The organism is Nocardia sp. NPDC051990, from assembly GCF_040680755.1.
In the GTDB taxonomy this organism is placed as follows: Bacteria; Actinomycetota; Actinomycetes; order Mycobacteriales; family Mycobacteriaceae; genus Nocardia.
The window spans coordinates 116,617-134,623 of sequence record NZ_JBFAXH010000019.1 but is presented as its reverse complement, the minus strand read 5'-3'; the positions used below and the strand labels follow the sequence as shown (position 1 = coordinate 134,623).

Here is an 18,007-nt window from a genome sequence, read left to right as displayed (position 1 = left end):
CCGGCGAAGTAGGTAGTGGGGAAGATCCCAGTGGCGTTCGCTGGGGACACCCGACCCCGTTCGGCCCTTGCGGCCGGGCGGGGTCTTCGGCTGTTCGGTGGTCGGGATCGCGGCCTGCCGCCTCGGTTGCGGCGACGCCGGGCGCGATCCGTGCGGCGACGCCGGGCGCGATCCGTTGGCCACCACCGAGGTGCGATGTCACCGGCCGGACCGCTAAGCGCGTGCGCCGCTGTCGCAGGTGCGCTGCACCGGTAACCAGCAGTCGGCGTCGGTGCGCAACCGCGAGATCAACAGCTCATGTCGCACGACACAAGGTCGAACCGACAACGACCATCGTCGGCGATTCCGCTCAGGAGGTAGGCGTGGTGAACAGCCGGGCTCGCCGGGTCAGGGTGAGACCGATCCCGTCCGCCGCCGCGCGAACCGACGCCGCGTGGGCCTCAGGGTGGAACCGGTGGGACGGCCCGGCCACACTGATCGCGGCCACCACCTTATCCACGTCGCGGACCGGGGCGGCCACACAGACGAGACCGGGAGCCGATTCTTCGAATTCGTACCCCACGCCTTCGGCCGCGATCCGATCGAGCTGGTTGCGCAGCGGCCCAGGCAGGATCATCGTGCGCGGGGTGTAGCGGCGCAGCGGTCCAGTCAGTACCTGGTCACGCAGCGGCGCATCGGCGTTGGCCAGCAGCACCTTGCCGATGGCCGTGCAGTGCACCGGCATACGCCCCCCGATCCGCGAGGGGGCGCTGGCCTGTCGACGTCCGCCGATCTTCGTCAGGTACACCACGTCCGTGCCGTCCAGGACTCCTAGATGCACTGTCTCGTGAATTCGCACGTTCAGCTCTTCCAGGAACGGGATGGCCACCTCGAGCAAACTCCGCTCAACCGACGCGCGCATACCCAGTTCGAACAGGTACCCGCCGAGCCGATACCCGGCATCGGTCCGGTCCAGCAACCGCACCGCCACCATGTCGGCGAGGACCCGATGCAAGGTTCCCTTCGGAATGCAGGTACGCCGCCCGATCTCGGCCAGACTCAGCGCGGTGTCATCGATCGAGAACGACTCGAGTACCGCCATGATCTTGCCCAAGACCGTCGAACGATCTAGTGCCCGGTCGGGACGAGCTGGTGACACCGGCGACCTCCAACCATTCGGGTCGCATTCACTCTAGTGGGCGGCGTTCGGCTCAGTGGAACACAATGCTGGTGGGTCGGTCACTCCGGCGGCGACAGTGAGAGTCAGTGCTCACCTTCCGCCTACGAATTCCGGGACCCCAGATGCGAACACCTTCAGACCTCGACCGATCCGCCACGGCCGCAGACACCGCCACGATCGCCGCCGCGAACCTGCTCAGCGCCGCCGCCCGCTCCGGTATCCCGTGCGCCCCCGTACGGGATCTGATCGGCGCCGGCGACGTGGCCGCCGCATATGCGGTGCAGGAGCGGCTGACCGCCGAGCGCATCACAGCGGGAGCCACGATCGTCGGCCGCAAGATCGGCCTGACCTCTGCGGCGGTGCAGCGGCAACTCGGCGTCGACCAACCAGATTTCGGAGTGTTGTTCGATGACATGCACTACAACCAGAGCACGCCCGTGCCGCTGAGTCGACTGCTGCAACCGAAGGTCGAAGCCGAGATCGCATTCGTGCTCGCCCAAGACCTGGCCGATGGCCCACTCGACGACGAGCAAGTTCGCAACGCCGTCGACTATGCCGTGGCCGCGCTCGAGATCGTCGACAGCCGTATCGCCTGCTGGGACATCACCTTCGGCGACACCGTCGCCGACAACGCCTCCAGCGGCCTGTTCGTGCTCGGCAGCCAACGCCGCGCCCTCGATGCTTTCGATCCCGTTTCCGCGCAGATGCAGATGTCGATCGACGGCATCGGTGTGTCCAGTGGAACCGGCGCAGCCTGTCTCGGCGATCCACTGCGGGCGCTGGCCTGGCTGGCGAGTACCACACGGGAGTTCGGTCAGCCGCTGCGCGCTGGCCAGATAGTTCTCTCCGGAGCACTCGGACCGATGGCCGCGATCGTGGCCCCTGGCACCGTCACCGCGGACATCACCGGTCTCGGCTCAGTGACCGCAGCCTTCATTCAGGAGTGAAACCTATGAACAACAGCCCCACCAAGCTCATAGTCGCGGTGATCGGATCGGGCAACATCGGCACCGATCTGATGATCAAGGTGATCCGACACTCGAACGTCCTGGAGATGGGCGCGATGGTCGGCATCGACCCCGAATCCGACGGCCTGGCTCGTGCCCGCCGACTCGGCGTCCCCGCCACGGCCGACGGTGTCGAGGGCCTGCTGCAGCTGCCGAACTTCGACGAGATCGACGTGGTCTTCGACGCAACTTCCGCCAAGGCGCACGCCACCCACGCCGCGCTGCTCGAGCCGCTGGGCAAACGCTTGATCGACCTGACACCTGCCGCGCTCGGTCCGTTCGTGGTACCGGCCGTGAACCTGGACGAACATCGCGAAGCCCGCAACGTCAACATGGTCACCTGCGGCGGCCAAGCCACCATCCCGATCGTCGCCGCCATCTCCCGCGTCGCACCGGTCGCCTATGCCGAAATCGTCGCATCCATCGCCTCGAAATCCGCAGGACCGGGCACCCGCGCCAACATCGACGAGTTCACCGAGACCACCGCGCACGCAATCGAAACGGTCGGCGGCGCCCGTCGCGGCAAGGCGATCATCATCCTCAATCCGGCCGATCCGCCGCTGATCATGCGCGATACGGTGCTGTGCCTGGTCGAGGCGCCCGATTCCGCCACCCACCAGGCGATTCGGGACTCGATCGAGAACATGATCGCCCACGTGGCCACCTACGTGCCCGGCTACCGCCTCAAGCAACAAGTCCAGATCACCGCTGTGCCGCAGGACCAACCGCTGCATACGCTGCTCACCCCGGACGCGGCGACTGTACCCACCCACCAGGTGACGGTGTTCCTCGAAGTCGAAGGCGCTGCCCACTACCTCCCGGCCTACGCAGGCAACCTCGACATCATGACTTCGGCGGCCGTGCGCTACGCCGAATCCATCGCCGACACGATCGCCGCCGCGCCGGCAGGACAGGAAGCACTCCGATGACTAGGCAGCTGTTCATCCAAGACGTCACACTCCGTGATGGCATGCACGCGGTGCGCCACCGCATCACTCCTGGCGACGTCGGCCGGATCGTGGCGGCACTCGATGCCGCCGGTGTCGACGGCATCGAAGTCGCCCACGGTGACGGCCTAGCCGGGGGCAGCTTGAACTACGGCCCGGGTAGCAACACCGACTGGGAATGGATCGAAGCCGCTGCCGCGAATCTCACGCACGCCCGGTTGACCACACTGCTGTTGCCCGGAATCGGCACCATCAAAGAACTCGAGCACGCCTACCGGCTGGGAGTCCGGTCGGTACGCGTGGCTACCCACTGCACCGAGGCCGATGTATCCGCCCAGCACATCGCGACCGCACGGGAACTCGGCATGGACGTCTCCGGATTTCTGATGATGTCGCACATGGCCGAACCGGCCCGCCTCGCCGAACAAGCCAAGCTGATGGAATCGTATGGGGCGCACTGTGTCTACGTCACCGACTCCGGTGGGCGATTGACCATGAACGGTGTCCGCGACCGGGTCCGTGCATACCGTCAGGTCCTCGATCCGGGCACCGAGATCGGCATCCACGCGCATGAGAATCTCTCGCTGTCGGTGGCCAATTCCGTTGTGGCTGTCGAAGAAGGTGTCACCAGGGTCGACGCCTCGCTCGCCGGTCACGGCGCCGGCGCGGGCAACTGCCCGATCGAACCTTTCGTCGCCGTCGCCGACTTGTCCGGCTGGAAGCACAACTGCGATCTGTTCGCCCTGCAAGACGCCGCCGATGACCTGGTGCGACCCCTGCAGGACCGCCCTGTGCGCGTGGACCGCGAAACCCTCACTCTCGGATACGCCGGGGTCTACTCGTCCTTCCTGCGCCACGCCGAAGCCGCATCGCAGCGCTACGGTATCGACGTCCGCACCATCCTGCTCGAGGTGGGGCGTCGAGGATTGGTCGGCGGACAAGAAGACCTCATCGTCGATATCGCCCTCGACTTGTTGGTCGACTCCACCAGCGATCACCGCCGATAGAGTCGGCGGGTGGCTTGCGTCCGAGTTTTGCCCGCCGCGGGCTTCACTCGAAGACGATGACGTGACGTCCGACGATGTCGCCGCGACCGCGGCTTCCAGGTTTTTGTTGATGTCTTCGAATGCCCGATGGACCGATCGCGTCGGGGGCGGGCAGTTTCGTCGGGGCGGGAGCAGTAGATCACCCAGCGCCGTCGCGCCAGTGGATTGCGGCTGACGGCGGCATCGTCGCCGTCGCTCGCGAAGGCGCCGATGCCGCCGGTCCGGCGGAGTTCAGAGAATGGCTTGCTCACAGGTGCTGTCGGTGTTTACTGGGGGGAGCGGTTCGGGTCGCCCACCCTTCGATGGCGGTTGGAGGTGTGTATGCCGGTATGGCGACTGCGCGAATTTCGTGACGCTGATCTGGATCAGGCGATTCAGATCTGGGAGCAGAGCCGGATAGCCAGTGCGGGTGAGCCGGTGTTCGCTTTGGCGGAGGTGCTGGCGTCCGCGCGGGCGGGGCAGCCGGCGGTGGTGGCCGAGGTCGGCGAGGAGATCGTCGGCATGGCGGTCGCGCAGATCCAGGGCGAGCGTGCGTGGGTCCTGCTGGTGGCGCTGGGGACACAGTGGCGACGGCGCGGTATCGGCAGTGCGTTGCTGACCGAAATGGAGCGGCGGCTGCGCGCGGACGGCGTGCGGCAGATCTGCGCGCTCGTTCCCGAGGGCGCCACCGGATCGGACGCGTTCGAGAATTCCGGATACGCACGCAGGACCGGTCTCGTCTACTACGAACTGGTGGAGCCGCTGGCACCCGCCCAGGCCAGTTTGCTGACCGAGCTGGGTGGGCGGCTGCTGCCACCCGGGTTATGGCAGTCGATGGCCGGGATGGACCGGGAGAAAGAGATCATCGAACGACGGATCGTGCTGCCGTTGGCACACCCGGATGTCGCCGAGCGTTATCGGGTTCGGCCACCCAAGAGCGTGATTTTGTTCGGGCCGCCGGGCACCGGAAAGACCAGCTTCGCGAAAGCGGTCGCCTCTCGGCTCGGGTGGCCATTCGTGGAGTTGTTCCCGTCTCGGCTGGCCGCGACGGCGAGCGGTGGGCTCGCGGCGTCACTGCGTGAGGTGTTCGCGGACTTGGGCGAACTCGACGAACTGCTGTTGTTCATCGATGAGGTGGAGGAGATCGCCGGTGCGCGTGAGGGGACGGCGACCAGCCCGGCGCACGGTGTGACGAACGAACTACTCAAGCTGATACCCGTCTTCCGGGAGGACTACAGCCGCTTGCTGATCTGCGCCACCAACTCGGTCCGCTCGTTGGATTCGGCGTTTCTGCGGCCAGGCCGCTTCGACTACGTGATACCGATCGGTCCGCCCGATGAGCCCGCACGCAAAGCGATCTGGCAGCGCTACCTCGGCCCCGCAGGCGAGACCATCGACCTCGACCACCTGGTCCGCGCCACAGTCCACTTCACCCCCGCGGACATCGAGTACGCCGCCCGTGCCGGGGCCCAGTCGGCGTTCGAACGCGCGATGCGTGAGGAAACGAGCGAACCCGCCGACGTCGACGACTACCTGACCGCGATCGCCAACACCCGCCTGACGTTGACACCGCGGATTCTGACGGCGTTCGAGCAGGAGCAAGCGAACTACACTCGACTGTGAGATACAGCCTTGACATTCGGTTCACTGACATTCGGTTCACTCCGAATCGGCGGATAGCAGCTGTCCGTTCGCCGCCTCAGCCGTTGCCGTAGATGCGATCCGGGATGACGAGAACGACTGCGCGGCGCTCGGCAGCCATCACCCGGTCATATTCGTCCCAGTCGTTGTGCGTGCCACCCGCCGCAGTGAAAACCTCCCGCAGCAGCTGCCGCAGCCGTTCGGCGTCGATGTCCGGTACGGGGTCGTCGGGACCCGCGATCCACACCGATCCCTCAACCGCCGCCCACGCCCACCCGACACGGACGACAACCGTCATCCGTGCCCGAACACGGAGATTGTCCAATTTGCGCGTACCACCGCGGACGACCATGCCCACCACGGGCTCGCCGGTCTGCGGGTGCGCCAACACACCCGCGTTGACGAGCGAGGACTGAACGGTGCCGTCGGCCCGCGCGGTCGAGACGACGCAAAGGCCATGATCGCCGGCGATCAGCCGAGCGAAATCCGCGATATCACCCACGGCCGAAGTCTACGGACTGCGGGCGAACATACCGGCCTGCCGCCGGCAAATCCGTGCAACCTCATACGTCCTCGAGGCCTATCTGCGAGCCCGCGCGAAAGCTGCCGGGCAGGTCTCCTACCGCCGCCGGGGCGGCACCGCGATCACCCGCGACATCGTCGCTGTCCGGGGTCAGCAGCCGACACGCGGCCTGGCACAGCCGATCCAGCCAGGACGAGTTCGCCGCGTCGGATCGTGATCATTGCTGGACGTGGCGAAGGCAGGATTACGCGAGGACACTGAAGGCGTAGCCGCGAATTCGAATCCAGGAGCAATGTGATGGCACCTGATGGGCCTTTTGGGATCGATCCGGAAGAATTCGAACGCGCGTTGCGGGAGGCGGGGATCGAATTCCGTGACCTCCTCGGAAAGGCCGCCGAGTACATCGATCGCACCAGCGGGAGTACGCTGGCGGCGCTGCTGGGTCAGTTTCAGCCGGAGCGCACGCGGCCACCGAAACCGGAGGGCGAGATCACCGGCGAGACCGGCAGTGGAGTATGGGTCGTCTACAGCATCGATGACGTCGGCGAGGCCAGGGTCGAGCAGGTTTTTCCGAGCGAGCTCGAGGCATTGCGTGCGCATCGCGACAATACCGACGAACGCCGTCGCGTGCGGTTCCTGCCCTACGGTGTCCCCGCAACTGCGCTGGGCACTTGAGTTCGGAACTCTGATTTGATGGCAGCGCAATAGGCGAGCAGCCCGTGTCGGCGACGCCCACGTGCTTCGCCGGCGGGCTTGCCGAAGCATCGCGACGAATGTCCGTGTGCCCCTTCGGTACAGGCGGTCTCGTCGTGTAGGGGCGAAGTCGATGCCCGCGGTTGGTCGTCAGCTGGATCCCGCGTGCTCGCCTGTCGCTGACGGCCGGATCAGGAGGCGAGCGGGGTGTAGGTGGTGATTTCCCTGGACTCCAGGCGGGCAAGGCAGTCGCCTACGACGTGCTCCTGGAAATGATCCGAGGCGCGGTGCGCCTGGAAGGCCGCGGCGTCCACGTACTCCTCGTAGATCATGAACCGGCGCGGGTCGTCGGTGCAGACGTGCGCCTGGTACGCGAGGTTGCCCGGCTCCTGCCGGGACAGCGGGGTGATGAGCCGGATGATGTCGGCGACTTTGCTCTCTTCGCCGTCGCGGGCGGTCCATACGGCTTGTACGACATAGGTCATGGCCGGCGACTCTATGGCGGAGGTCGCACTTTGTCACCTTTGGGCATGATGCTTGACATGGCAGGACGTAGCCGCTTAACGTCTCGTTAACCGACAGCACAGACGTAGACACCCTGTCAGTGGTCTTCCGTCTGTGCTTTCAGTCGTTTCCGTACCGCTGGCAGGGGTTTCAACCCCCGAAAGGCGGCGGCATGAACGACGGCCCTGCGAACACGAAAACGGCGGTCATCCGCAGTGCGGGAGATGTTGCCGCTCTCATCGACACTCTCCAGGCCCTGAGCCGCCGCACCAACGGGATCTGGTTTCTCGCACTGGCGGGACTGTTCCTGGACGCGTACTCCAACGCGGCGCTGGGGGCCGGCCTGTCCCCGATGGTCAAGCAGCTGAGCCTGTCACCCACGCAGGTCAGTGTGCTCACTGCGATGGCCCCAGCCATCGCGATCGTCTCCAACCCCTTCGGCGGCTGGCTCGCGGCGCGGATCGGTCGGATCAAGCCGCTGCTGATGACCAAGGTCATCTTCGCGCTCGGCGCGGTGCTGACCGCGGTCGGCTCGGACTTCCAGACGGTCTTCGTCGGGCGGGGCCTGGTTGGCATCGCCTACGGCATCGACTTCGCCGTGGCGATGGCCCTGCTGGCCGAGTACACCCCGGCTTCGCTCAAGGGCAGGCTCAACTTCTGGCAGGGCGTCTGGTACACCGCGACCACGACGAACCTCCTGCTCACCCTGGTGTTCTACAAGTTCGACGTCGGTGCGGACATCTGGCGCTGGTCCGTCGCCTCCTCGGCCGCGTTCGCACTGCTCCTGTTCGTGTTGCAGCTGTTCTTCCTGGTCGAAAGCCCCACTTGGCTGGCGTCCAAGGGCAGGCTGCGGGAGTCCGTGGCGAACCTGCGCCGGATGTACGGGTTCGCCGTGACGGAGGCGCCGCTGGAGAACGGGCAGGTCGAGAAGGTCGGGCACCAGGTCGGGTTCCGAGACGCGGGCGTGCTGTTCCGCAAGCCCTACCTCCCCAGGACCGTGCTCTCGACCGCGATCTCCCTCACCCAGGCCATGCAGTACTTCGCCGTGGGCTGGTACCTGCCGGTGATCAGCCTCGAGCTGTTCGGCAAGGAGTTCGAGAAGGCGACCGTGGGCGCCATGGCGTTCAACGCGGTCGGCATCGTCGGTGGCTGTCTGTCGGCCTATACCGGGCGGCGGCTGGGCTTGCGGATCAGCTCGATGACGGGGTACGCCGTGGTGTTCGTCGCGCTGCTGGTCATGGGCGCGACGTTCAAGCAGTTGCCTGTTGGCCTTGCTGCGCTGCTGCCGGTGATATTCATCTTCTTCCACTCGGCGGGCCCCGGCCCCAACGGCAAGTCGATCGCGGCGTTGTCGTACCGGTCCGACATCCGCACGCTGGGTACCGGCGTGACCGGCATGCTCGGCAGCCTCGGTTCGGTCGCGGGCCTGTACCTGTTCCCCCAGCTCCAGTCGGGCATCGGGGTGGGCAACAGCCTGATGGTCCTGTCGGTGGTGCCGCTGGTCGGTCTGCTCGTGTGCGTGGCGATCAAGTGGGACCCGACCCGCGTCGCGGTGAACCTGGAAGAGGAGGACATCCGCCTCCATCAGCGCCAGCCGGTGTCGGCCTGAACGGGTTGAACCGGACCGATGAAAGGACCTTCGCAGATGACCAGGGAGCGCCGCCGAGGCGTACTCAGCATCGATGAGGGCACCACCGGTACCCGTGCCGCCATCGTCCTCGACGACGGCGACACGGCGCCACCGGCGTACCTGCCCATCTCGGTCAGATCGTCCAACCATGTGCGCGTCGAACAGGACGCGACGGAGATTTGGGTGAACACCGTCCAGGTCTGCCGTGCGGCGCTGGACTGGGCGGCCGCGCACCGGGTGGAGGTCACCGGGGTGTCTATCTCCACCCAGCGCGCCACGGTCCTGCTGTGGGACACGGTGACCGGCTCGCCGCTCAGCCAGGCCGTGGTGTGGCAGGACCGCCGGTATGCGTCCCGGCTGCGGGCGTGGGAGTCGGAGTGGGACGCGTACCTCGTGGAACACACCGGCCGGCCGGTCGGCGCCCGGGCACCGCTGCTGTGGGCGGCGGAGGAGATCACCCGGAACGAGGCCGTCGGCAGGGCTCATGACCAGGGCAGGCTGGCCTTCGGCTCGGTCGACACTTGGCTCGTCTGGAAGCTCACCGGGGGAGCGCGTCACGTCATGTCCGCCACGAACGCTGTGGCTGTGGGCGCCTACGACCTGCGGACAGGAGACTGGCACGAGCCATGGGTGGAGTTCCTCGGCTGCCCGCGCGACGTGCTGCCGCGGATCGTCGACGAGGATGGCGACTTCGGCTTCACCGACCCGTTGGTCCTCGGCGGGCGGCTGCCGATCCTGTCGGTCATGGGTGACCAGCACGCGGCGATGATCGCGCTCGGCGCCCACCGGCCCGGCCAGGCCACTTGCGTCCACGGAACGGGCACCTTCCTCGACGCCGTCGCGGGCGACCGGCCGCCCACCCACCGCTGCCAGGTGCCCGGCGTGCTCACGCTGGTCGGCTGGCGGTCCCAGGGCGCGTCGATGTTCAGCGTGGAAGGCTACGCCGCGACGACCGGTTCCGCGATGCGCTGGCTGTGCGAAGAGATCGGGCTGTTCGAGTCGCCGAGCCGGTTGGCGGAACTCGCCCGTGAGCACACCGGTCCGACCCGTGTGAGGTTCCTGCCCGCTCTGGCGGGACTACGGACTCCCTTCTGGTCGCCGGAGACCACCGGGATACTCACCGGTCTCAGCCTGTCCACGACCCGGGCCGAGCTGGCCCGAGGCATCCTCGAAGGCTTCGCGCACTCGGTGTGCGACCTGCTGGAAGGCGTGGAGAAGGCCATGGGACAGCCCGTCACGGACCTCTTCTGCGGCGGCGGGCTCGCCGCCAGCGACGTGCTGATGTCCAGCCAGGCCGACCTGGTCGGCCGACCGGTGCAGCGCGCCCGCGGCCATGAGACGGCCAGCCTGCGCGGCACCGCCTATGTCGGCGGAGTGCGGGCCGGGCTGTGGCCGAGCGTCGCGGCCGCTGTGGCGGGGCTGCCAGCGGGCCCTGTCTTCGAACCCACACTGTCCGACACCGAGCGCCAGGACGCCCGAGCCGCATGGCGCGATCTGATGACCCGCCACGTCACGGCCGCCGTCGGCCACGGCGCTCGGCCGCCGGGGCGCGGTTCCCGCGGCCCCGAACCCGACTCACAGGAGGAATCGACATCGTGATCCGGCTTCCCGAACGCAAGGCGAGGTCAGAGACGAGCAGCGCCATCCGACGAACGCCGCTGACGCTCGACCGCCATGCGCAGATCGAACGGCTCGCCTCCCGCCCCGTAGACGTTCTCGTCGTCGGTGGTGGGGTGACCGGCTGCTACACCGCACTTGACGCTGTCACCCGCGGACTGACCGTGGCGCTGGTGGAACGGGACGACTTCGCGTCGGGCACGTCATCCAAGTCGTCCAAGATGGTGCACGGTGGCCTGCGCTACATCGAGCAGGGCAACCTGCCGCTGGTCCGACGCTCGCTGCTGGAGCGGCAGCGCTTCCGCCGCAACGCGCCGCACCTGGTGCAGCGACTGCCGTTCGTCTTCCCCGTGCTCGCCCAGGACGGCGTCTTCGACGCGCGCATCGCCAAAGCCTTCGAGGGTCTGCTCTGGACGTACGACCTTGCCGGCGGGTGGCGCATCGGCAGGCTGCACCAGCGTCTGAGCGTGCCCGAAGTCCTCGCCCGTGCGCCGCGGCTGCGCGCCGACCGGCTCAAGGGTGGGCTGCTCTATTACGACAGCCGTACCGACGACGCGCGCCTGACCCTGACCATCGCGCGAACCGCCGCGCACTTCGGGGCGACCGTGCTCAACGGCGCCACCTGCCGCGGCCTCCTTCGCGAGGGCGGCAGCGTGCGGGGCGCGACCATCGAGGTCGACGGCCGGGACATCGACGTGCGGGCGGGTGTCGTGATCAACGCCACCGGGGTCTGGTCCGACACGCTGGACGCCCTGTCGGACCCCGGCCACCGGCCCAGGATCCGCCCCGCCAAGGGCGTGCACATCGTGGTGCCGTGGACCAGGCTGCCCGTCGACGGCACCGTGACCGTGCCCGTCCCCGGCCGGGCCCGTCGCGCGACCTGCACCCGCTGGGGGGACGTGGTCGTGGTCGGAACGACCGACACCGACTACGACGGGTCCTTGGACGAGGTGCTGTGCACCGCCGAGGAGATGCGGTACCTCCTCGACGGGGCCAACACCGCGTTCGACGCCGACCTCACCCCCTCGGACGTGGTCGGTTCGATCGCTGGGCTCCGCCCCTTGGTCGGTGCGAAGGAGGGCGCCACCCTCGACATGAGCCGCGACCACCAGATCTCGACGGACGCGCGCGGGCTCGTCACGGTCACCGGCGGCAAGCTCACCACCAGCCGCCACATGGGCGAGCTCGTGGTCGACGAAGCGCTGAAGGTCCTCGGCCGCCGGGCGCGTTGCCGAACGGTGCGTCTGCCCCTGCTGGGCGGAGCCGGCTACGACACGGAGGCCACCTCGGCCACCGGCGGGCTGGGCGCCCATCTGGGCGAGCGGTACGGCACCGAGGCCAGGTTCGTCGCCGGGCTGTTCACCGAGGATCCTTCCCTGGCCGAGCCGATCATCGAGGGCTCCGCCTACCTGCGGGCCGAGGTCGTCTACGCGGCTCGTTGCGAGTTGGCGCGGACCGTCGACGATGTGCTGTCGCGCCGCACTCGGATGCGGGTGTTCGCCCGTGACCTGTCGGTGGATGCGGCGCCGGAGGTCGGCCGCCTGCTCCAGAAGGAGCTGGGTCTGTCGGATGAGGAGGTCGCTCGGCAGATCGACGACTACATCGCCGGCATCGACCGCGAGAAGAACGTACTGATGAAGGGACTTTCATGATCAGCAGGCAGACCATCACCCATCCGTTCAATCGGGGCGACTACGTCGTCGGCGCGCCAACCCCGCCGCGCTGGGCCGCCGACTGCCCGCCCGGCAAGGGGACTGCCAGCCTGCAGACTGCCGTAGTCCAGGTTCCCGAGGCGGTCGTCGCCGAACTACGCGCGGTCGCCGCCGCCGTACACACGGACCGGGACGAGGTCATCCTGCGCACCCGCGACTGGTGGGCGGGCACGTCCATCGGCGAGACGGACGGCGCCCCGGCCACCCCGGATGCCGTGATCGTCGAAGCGGCCGACGAGGAGCAGGTGGCCGCCGTGGTCCGGATCTGCCATGCGCACGGCATCCCCCTGACGGTCTCGGCCGGCCGCAGCAACGTCCTCGGCGCCGCCCTGCCGGTGTTCGGCGGGGTCGTGCTGGACGTTTGCCGCCTCAACCAGATCATCTCGTTCGACGCCGAGTCGATGACCGTCGAGGTACAGGCGGGCATGTTCGGCGACCTGTTCGAGAAGGAACTGCAGGAGGTGCACGGTGCCACTACCGGTCACTGGCCGTCTGCCTTCGCCATCTCCACGGTCGGCGGTTGGGCGGCCTGCCGCGGCGCCGGCCAGCTGTCCACCCGGTACGGGAAGATCGAGGACATGGTCGTCGGGCTCGACGTGGTCCTGCCGGATGGCACCTCTGCCAGCTTCGGCACCTACCCCCGGGCCGCCGTCGGCCCGGACTTGCGCCAGCTGTTCATCGGCTCCGAGGGCACGCTCGGCGTGATCACCCGGCTGCGGTTGCGCACCCACCGGCTGCCCTCCTACGCGGTTGGCCTCGCCTACGGGTTCGGCACTTTCGCCGCAGGGTTGGACGCTTGCCGAGAGATCCTCCAGCGGGGCGCGACACCCGCCGTGCTGCGCCTGTACGACGCGCACGAGAGCGGCACTCACTTCGGCGAGCCGGACACCCACCTGCTGCTCGTGGCCGACGAGGGCGACCCGGCCCTGGTGGACGCGACCATGGCCATCGTCGAGAAGGTCTGCGCCGAGCGGGCGCCGGTGACGCTCGACGGCAAGGCCGTCCTCGCCCGCTGGCTGGACGAGCGGATGCTCGTCGGTAAGTCCGGCGACGGCTTCGACAAGGGCCCCGGCTTCGTCGCCGACACCTGCGAGATCGCCGCGCCGTGGTCGATCCTGCCCGTTGTCTACGACGAGGTGGTGGCGGCCATCGAGGCGGTCCCCGGGACGCTGCGCGCATCCGCGCACCAGTCGCACGCCTACACCGACGGAGCCTGCCTGTACTTCTCGCTACGCGGCGACGTCGAACGGCCCCGCCGCCGCGAGTGGTACCGGGCCGCCTGGGACGCCGCCAACGAGGTGCTCATCCGGCACGGCGCAGCGATCAGCCACCATCACGGCGTGGGGCTGCTGCGCTCGCCGTACGTCGAGCCATCGCTGGGCAGCGGCTTCGGCACGCTGGTAGCGGTCAAGCAGGCCCTCGACCCGGCGGGGATCATGAACCCGGGGAAGCTGGGGCTGCCCAGCCGTTTCGGGTCCGGTACCGGTAAGTCCACGCAGGGTTAGTGCATAAGGTGGATCCGGTGAGCCCTCGTCCGAAACGTCCCGTTGATCGGCGCCTGCTAACCGCACTGGCGGAGTATCCCGTCATGGCATCGCTCGTCGGCGTGACGATGGCGGACCGCTTCGCCACGACCTCGACCCCGCTCGGCATCCTCGCGTCCGTCCCGCTCGGCGACCTGGAGGCGACGGTCCGGCGCATGACCGCCGCAGGCAAGATCGTGTTCGTCAACATGGACTCGACACCGGGCCTCGGCCACGACCCTGGCGCCCTGACCTACCTCAAGGGGATCGGGGCGATCGGGATCTGCTCCACCCGGTCGGCAATCATCGAGCGGGCGAGTGGCCTCGGCCTGCTGTCCATGCAGAAGGTGTTCGTGACAGACCGCTCCAACCTGCACCGCAGTTTCCAGTCCATCGCCCGGTCGAATCCGGACCTGGTGCAGCTCATGCCCGCGATCGTGCTGCGCTACACGGAGCAGCAGGCCAGGGACCTCGGGGTGCCGTATCTCGCGGCCGGGTTCGTCCAGGGGGAGGCGGACGTGCTCGAGGCGCTCCAGCATGGCGCGGCCGGCGTCTGCACCTCGGACGAGGACTTGTGGGAGCTACGCCGCTCGTCCCTGAGGAACTGACCGTGGAAATCCGGCCTGTTTATGCCGAGACTTCGGTGCGCATGGCGCGAGAAAGTAGGTGTGGCTGCACCGGAATCGGGTAGGCATTGCAGTTGCCCGCTGCATCGCCGAACGGCTGATCTTCGATGGTGCGTCGGTCGGTGTCGTAGTCGAAGACTCCGAAACACTGCTGCTGTCAGGGATGGTGCCGTCGATCGGTTCGGTGGGCGATGCATTCGATAATGCGTTGGCGGAGACGACAATTGGGCTTTTCGAGACCGAAGCGGTCCGTGATGATTCGCCGTTTCGGCGAGGCGCGCTGACCCGTCTCGTCGATGTCGAACAGCTCACGGCCGAGTGGGTCGCTTGGGTTCAACGAGTCCCGGCTCATGCACCGACTCGGCCGCAAACCACCAGCCGAGTATGAAGCCGACTACTATGCACACCGCACCGAGCAACCGGCCGGTGACAGATAAAACGGTGTGCACCAAAGCTATCCGAGGGTTTTGGTCACTCGTGCACCAGGGATGTCGATTTCGGCGACGGTGAGGTCCTCGTTCAGCACCCATGCGCAGATACTGTTGCGCCCGATTGCGATGGCTTGTCGGGGCTGTTTCGTGCCGGTGATGGTTGCGCGAACGGATCCACTCTGCGGATCAATTGCGGTCACCGTGTTGGAGCCCATGTCACCGGAAAGCAGCACTGACCCGTCCGGTGCGAGCGCGGCTCCGTAGGGTTGGTCACCCACTGGCACTCTGTGGATGGTTGTGCCGGTTTCGGCGTCGACGATCGATATGGTGTTGTCGCCGCTGTTGGCGGCGTAGAGGCGAGTTCCATCGCGGTTGATTGATAGTCCCCGGATTTTGTTGAAACCGCCGATCTTCTTGACGATTGTGTTGGTTGTGGCATCTACGACCGCGATGGAGTCGTCGGCGAAGTCGGTGACGTACACGGCGTTTCGTGCGGCAGAGTGGATTATGCCTTGCCGCGGTTGGGACAGGCCGGCAATGACTGCGATTGGTCGGCGTTGCCGCAGGTCTATGGCTGTCACTGTTCCGGCCGCCTGGTTGTTGACGTAGATCCGAGAGCCGTCAGCTGTCATGGCGGTTCCAAATGCGCCTGCTCCCAGAGGAAGTCGATCTAGTAGGTCTCCGTGGATGCTGATATGGTCGATAACCCCCAGCGAGCTGTCGGACAGATAAAAGCTGGCGCCGTCAGGTGCGAATATCGCGTTTCGTGGTGTTATATAGTTCGATAGTTCGCGAGGTGGATCTCCGTTGATCGGGATAATCCGTACGCGGCCGGACTGGGAGCTGGCCGCCACCGCGATTTTTTCATCGGGTGTGATGGCCAATGTGTTGTTGTGGATATGCCCGTCGAATGCCGGCATCGACTGTTCGGTGCCGTAACTGCTCAGGACACCGCTGGCAGGTGCCTTTTCCGGTTCGCGATTCGAACATCCGGCTGACAGCAGCAGGAGACCTGTCACCAGGGTTATCAGTGCAGGCGATGCGAGTGTGTGTTTCGAATTTCTGCTCATCGTGGCTCCATGTTGTTCTCACCGTCCGACCGATCCGGTAAGCACGGTTTCGTTGCCGCGGCGAATCTCGATGCGGCGCACTGCATTCGTGGGGATTGCCACAGCACCGGTCACCCGAATCTCATCCATTTCAGGGACCACCCACGTGGCCGCCGGTTCGGCACGGCCGTCTGCATCGATCGCGACGGCGACCAGCCGTTGCCCTCTCGGCAATCGAGTGAGGTCGAGCCGCAGTTCGGTGCCCCAAGGACGGGCGGCGAGATCGGCTTCGCCACGGGTCGTACCGGAGTCGGCCGTGAGCGCTACGACATGATCGGCGCTCGGTGCTGCCGGCCGATCGACGACGGCGGTGCCGATGCCGATCCCGGCGATGAGAGCCACCGCTGCTGTGCCGAGTATTGCGCCGGCCATCCATCGCCGACGGGATGAACGGGTTGCTGTAATCGATTGGAGGGCAGCTGGAAACCCCGTCGGCGCCGACGTTGCGCTGGTCTGGGCAATAACGGATTCCGGAGCCGCGGTGAGCAGTCCCGGTATTACCGCGAACTCCGCCAGTTCGCCGCGACAGGTTGGGCAATCGTCGGCGTGGAGGTCGACGGCAACACGCTCGGATGTGGTCAGTCCGCCGAGGATATATGCGCCGAGCATCAACCGATAGCGTTCGTGTGCCGATTGATCGGTCATCTGGTCACCCCCAACTCGTCGAAGATCGCGCGAAGGGCCCGCACTGCGTAGTAGCTGCGCGACTTGACCGTTCCTTCCGCGAGACCGAGAGATTCCGCTGTTTCGGCTACGCTGCGTCCGCGATAGTACAACTCGACCACCACGGCCCGGTGCTCATCCGATAGTCGTTGCAGTGCTTCTGCCACCAGCCAGCGGTCAATTGCACGGTCCACCGGATGCTCTACGGAATCGAGACGCGAAAGGTGATCATGTGTGAGCGGGTCGGCAGGTTGGCGTTGTTCTTTGCGCCAACGGTCCACCAAGACGTTGTGTGCGGTGGTCAGCAACCAGCTGCGGATTTCACCGTCGGTAATGTCGCTTCGGCGCAACGTTCCAGCCGAATTCCAGGCCCGGACGAAGACTTCTTGGGTCAGATCCTCCACCTGATGTCGGTCGTTCCATCGGCCTCGGAGGTAAGCGCGGATGGCGGAACCGTGGTCTCTGTCGAGCGCGTTCAGGAAATTCTCGTCGGAATGGGATCGCCGCGCCGCGCGCGGCAAGCGCATCAGCGCACGGCCTCTCCATCGGGCCCGATCAGGTACCACGCGTTCATCGCGCCTTGACCGCGGGTGTCGCCTGGTTCGGTGTCAGCGGCGAAGTAATACAACGGCTTTCCGGCGTACGCCACCTGATTCGTGCCATCGGCCCGGGCGATGCTCGCGATCTTGGCGGAGTCGATACCCGCGGCGGCGGTTATGGGACCCGAGAATGCGGGCCATTTCGCCAGACAGTCGTCAGCGCAGTTGGACACCCCGGCGGAATCTTTGGTGAACAGGTACAACGCCCGTCCCTTCTCGTCGACGAGAACTTCCCGACCCCCCACCATGCCCGTGCCGAGAGTCCGCTGTTCGGATATCGGTTGGGAACTGACTGACGACACGCTGGACGCCCCTCCGGGTGGTGTTGCGGTTTCCACGCTGTTGGGTTCCGAACAGGCTGCGGTGCTGACGATTCCGATAACGGCGAAGCTCGCCACGACCCAGCGTCGAGCGATCATGCGTATCTCCTCTTCATTGATCCCTACCGTGTATGGCACTGGTGGGGACGCCAGAGTGAACGATCGGGTTCACCGAGGGAGAAAACTGTGGTGATGATCACCGACGTGCGACGGCTCGGTGTCCGTCGCAAATCGAGCCACAGGTGGCCGGACCCGTCCCATTGCGTGCGGTGACGCCT

Annotated in this window: 17 protein-coding genes and 1 pseudogene; 11 read left to right on the top strand and 7 right to left on the bottom strand. The window is 66.7% G+C overall.

What is annotated here, in order from left to right:
- Nucleotides 1-349: 349 nt before the first annotated feature.
- Complete coding sequence (locus AB0L63_RS27455; RefSeq protein WP_364506241.1) at nucleotides 350-1,081, bottom strand: IclR family transcriptional regulator; 732 nt, start codon at nucleotides 1,079-1,081, stop codon at nucleotides 350-352.
- Between the two features lie 200 nt (nucleotides 1,082-1,281).
- On the opposite strand from AB0L63_RS27455, the gene AB0L63_RS27450 reads away from it, so the two are divergent.
- The 4 genes from AB0L63_RS27450 to AB0L63_RS27435 all read left to right on the top strand — a co-directional run bounded on the left by AB0L63_RS27450 (nucleotide 1,282) and on the right by AB0L63_RS27435 (nucleotide 5,761).
- Nucleotides 1,282-2,106 (top strand): fumarylacetoacetate hydrolase family protein, encoded by an 825-nt coding sequence (locus tag AB0L63_RS27450; RefSeq protein ID WP_364506217.1) that lies wholly within the window; start codon nucleotides 1,282-1,284, stop codon nucleotides 2,104-2,106.
- Nucleotides 2,107-2,111: 5 nt separating this feature from the next.
- Complete coding sequence (locus AB0L63_RS27445; RefSeq protein ID WP_364506214.1) at nucleotides 2,112-3,095, top strand: acetaldehyde dehydrogenase (acetylating); 984 nt, start codon at nucleotides 2,112-2,114, stop codon at nucleotides 3,093-3,095.
- Nucleotides 3,092-4,120 (top strand): 4-hydroxy-2-oxovalerate aldolase, encoded by a 1,029-nt coding sequence (gene dmpG, locus AB0L63_RS27440; protein ID WP_364506211.1) that lies wholly within the window; start codon nucleotides 3,092-3,094, stop codon nucleotides 4,118-4,120. The genes AB0L63_RS27445 and dmpG overlap by 4 nt, the downstream gene beginning before the upstream one ends.
- 360 nt (nucleotides 4,121-4,480) lie before the next feature.
- Nucleotides 4,481-5,761: a GNAT family N-acetyltransferase gene (locus AB0L63_RS27435; RefSeq protein ID WP_364506208.1), complete on the top strand. Its 1,281-nt coding sequence runs from the start codon at nucleotides 4,481-4,483 to the stop codon at nucleotides 5,759-5,761.
- Nucleotides 5,762-5,837: 76 nt separating this feature from the next.
- Here AB0L63_RS27435 and AB0L63_RS27430 read toward each other — a convergent pair whose 3' ends face one another.
- Complete coding sequence (locus AB0L63_RS27430) at nucleotides 5,838-6,281, bottom strand: pyridoxamine 5'-phosphate oxidase (RefSeq protein WP_364506205.1); 444 nt, start codon at nucleotides 6,279-6,281, stop codon at nucleotides 5,838-5,840.
- A 318-nt stretch (nucleotides 6,282-6,599) separates the two neighbouring features.
- Here AB0L63_RS27430 and AB0L63_RS27425 point away from each other — a divergent pair, with 318 nt between their 5' ends.
- A complete protein-coding gene (locus AB0L63_RS27425) occupies nucleotides 6,600-6,977 on the top strand; it encodes a hypothetical protein (RefSeq protein WP_364506203.1) in 378 nt (125 codons plus the stop codon).
- 209 nt (nucleotides 6,978-7,186) lie between these two features.
- Here AB0L63_RS27425 and AB0L63_RS27420 read toward each other — a convergent pair whose 3' ends face one another.
- Nucleotides 7,187-7,480, bottom strand: coding sequence for a putative quinol monooxygenase (locus AB0L63_RS27420; protein WP_364506200.1), 294 nt, complete (start codon nucleotides 7,478-7,480; stop codon nucleotides 7,187-7,189).
- A gap of 191 nt (nucleotides 7,481-7,671) precedes the next feature.
- Here AB0L63_RS27420 and AB0L63_RS27415 point away from each other — a divergent pair, with 191 nt between their 5' ends.
- The 6 genes and pseudogenes from AB0L63_RS27415 to AB0L63_RS27390 all read left to right on the top strand — a co-directional run.
- Nucleotides 7,672-9,108: an MFS transporter gene (locus AB0L63_RS27415; RefSeq protein WP_364506198.1), complete on the top strand. Its 1,437-nt coding sequence runs from the start codon at nucleotides 7,672-7,674 to the stop codon at nucleotides 9,106-9,108.
- A gap of 18 nt (nucleotides 9,109-9,126) precedes the next feature.
- Entirely contained in the window at nucleotides 9,127-10,728 is a 1,602-nt protein-coding gene (locus AB0L63_RS27410) for an FGGY family carbohydrate kinase (protein ID WP_364506195.1), read from the top strand.
- Complete coding sequence (locus AB0L63_RS27405; protein WP_364506192.1) at nucleotides 10,725-12,398, top strand: glycerol-3-phosphate dehydrogenase/oxidase; 1,674 nt, start codon at nucleotides 10,725-10,727, stop codon at nucleotides 12,396-12,398. Before AB0L63_RS27410 ends, AB0L63_RS27405 begins: the two co-directional genes overlap by 4 nt.
- Nucleotides 12,395-13,963 (top strand): FAD-binding oxidoreductase, encoded by a 1,569-nt coding sequence (locus tag AB0L63_RS27400; RefSeq protein ID WP_364506189.1) that lies wholly within the window; start codon nucleotides 12,395-12,397, stop codon nucleotides 13,961-13,963. Before AB0L63_RS27405 ends, AB0L63_RS27400 begins: the two co-directional genes overlap by 4 nt.
- 83 nt (nucleotides 13,964-14,046) lie before the next feature.
- On the top strand, nucleotides 14,047-14,589 hold the full coding sequence (locus AB0L63_RS27395; RefSeq protein WP_364506186.1) for a glycerol-3-phosphate responsive antiterminator: 543 nt from the start codon (nucleotides 14,047-14,049) through the stop codon (nucleotides 14,587-14,589).
- A 160-nt stretch (nucleotides 14,590-14,749) separates the two neighbouring features.
- Nucleotides 14,750-15,044 (top strand): annotated as a pseudogene (locus tag AB0L63_RS27390) (integrase core domain-containing protein); the annotation flags it as partial.
- Nucleotides 15,045-15,061: 17 nt separating this feature from the next.
- Here the strand turns inward: AB0L63_RS27390 and AB0L63_RS27385 are convergent.
- The 4 genes from AB0L63_RS27385 to AB0L63_RS27370 are packed head-to-tail and all read right to left on the bottom strand — an operon-like array spanning nucleotide 15,062 to nucleotide 17,711.
- Nucleotides 15,062-16,108 carry a YncE family protein gene (locus AB0L63_RS27385; protein WP_364506183.1) on the bottom strand — a complete coding sequence of 349 codons (1,047 nt, stop codon included), beginning with the start codon at nucleotides 16,106-16,108 and terminating at the stop codon, nucleotides 15,062-15,064.
- 18 nt (nucleotides 16,109-16,126) lie between these two features.
- Nucleotides 16,127-16,792, bottom strand: coding sequence for a zf-HC2 domain-containing protein (locus tag AB0L63_RS27380; RefSeq protein WP_364506180.1), 666 nt, complete (start codon nucleotides 16,790-16,792; stop codon nucleotides 16,127-16,129).
- Nucleotides 16,789-17,337, bottom strand: a complete 549-nt coding sequence (locus tag AB0L63_RS27375; RefSeq protein WP_364506177.1) for a sigma-70 family RNA polymerase sigma factor — start codon at nucleotides 17,335-17,337, stop codon at nucleotides 16,789-16,791. Before AB0L63_RS27375 ends, AB0L63_RS27380 begins: the two co-directional genes overlap by 4 nt.
- A complete protein-coding gene (locus tag AB0L63_RS27370) occupies nucleotides 17,337-17,711 on the bottom strand; it encodes a hypothetical protein (RefSeq protein WP_364506174.1) in 375 nt (124 codons plus the stop codon). The genes AB0L63_RS27375 and AB0L63_RS27370 overlap by 1 nt, the downstream gene beginning before the upstream one ends.
- Between the last annotated feature and the right edge of the window lie 296 nt (nucleotides 17,712-18,007).

Coding starts and splice junctions, on each gene's coding strand:
- AB0L63_RS27455 (WP_364506241.1), bottom strand. CDS start 1,081: ATGGCGGTACTCGAGTCGTTCTCGATCGATGACACCGCGCTGAGTCTG.
- AB0L63_RS27450 (WP_364506217.1), top strand. CDS start 1,282: ATGCGAACACCTTCAGACCTCGACCGATCCGCCACGGCCGCAGACACC.
- AB0L63_RS27445 (WP_364506214.1), top strand. CDS start 2,112: ATGAACAACAGCCCCACCAAGCTCATAGTCGCGGTGATCGGATCGGGC.
- dmpG (WP_364506211.1), top strand. CDS start 3,092: ATGACTAGGCAGCTGTTCATCCAAGACGTCACACTCCGTGATGGCATG.
- AB0L63_RS27435 (WP_364506208.1), top strand. CDS start 4,481: ATGCCGGTATGGCGACTGCGCGAATTTCGTGACGCTGATCTGGATCAG.
- AB0L63_RS27425 (WP_364506203.1), top strand. CDS start 6,600: ATGGCACCTGATGGGCCTTTTGGGATCGATCCGGAAGAATTCGAACGC.
- AB0L63_RS27420 (WP_364506200.1), bottom strand. CDS start 7,480: ATGACCTATGTCGTACAAGCCGTATGGACCGCCCGCGACGGCGAAGAG.
- AB0L63_RS27415 (WP_364506198.1), top strand. CDS start 7,672: ATGAACGACGGCCCTGCGAACACGAAAACGGCGGTCATCCGCAGTGCG.
- AB0L63_RS27410 (WP_364506195.1), top strand. CDS start 9,127: ATGAAAGGACCTTCGCAGATGACCAGGGAGCGCCGCCGAGGCGTACTC.
- AB0L63_RS27400 (WP_364506189.1), top strand. CDS start 12,395: ATGATCAGCAGGCAGACCATCACCCATCCGTTCAATCGGGGCGACTAC.
- AB0L63_RS27395 (WP_364506186.1), top strand. CDS start 14,047: ATGGCATCGCTCGTCGGCGTGACGATGGCGGACCGCTTCGCCACGACC.
- AB0L63_RS27385 (WP_364506183.1), bottom strand. CDS start 16,108: ATGAGCAGAAATTCGAAACACACACTCGCATCGCCTGCACTGATAACC.
- AB0L63_RS27380 (WP_364506180.1), bottom strand. CDS start 16,792: ATGACCGATCAATCGGCACACGAACGCTATCGGTTGATGCTCGGCGCA.
- AB0L63_RS27375 (WP_364506177.1), bottom strand. CDS start 17,337: ATGCGCTTGCCGCGCGCGGCGCGGCGATCCCATTCCGACGAGAATTTC.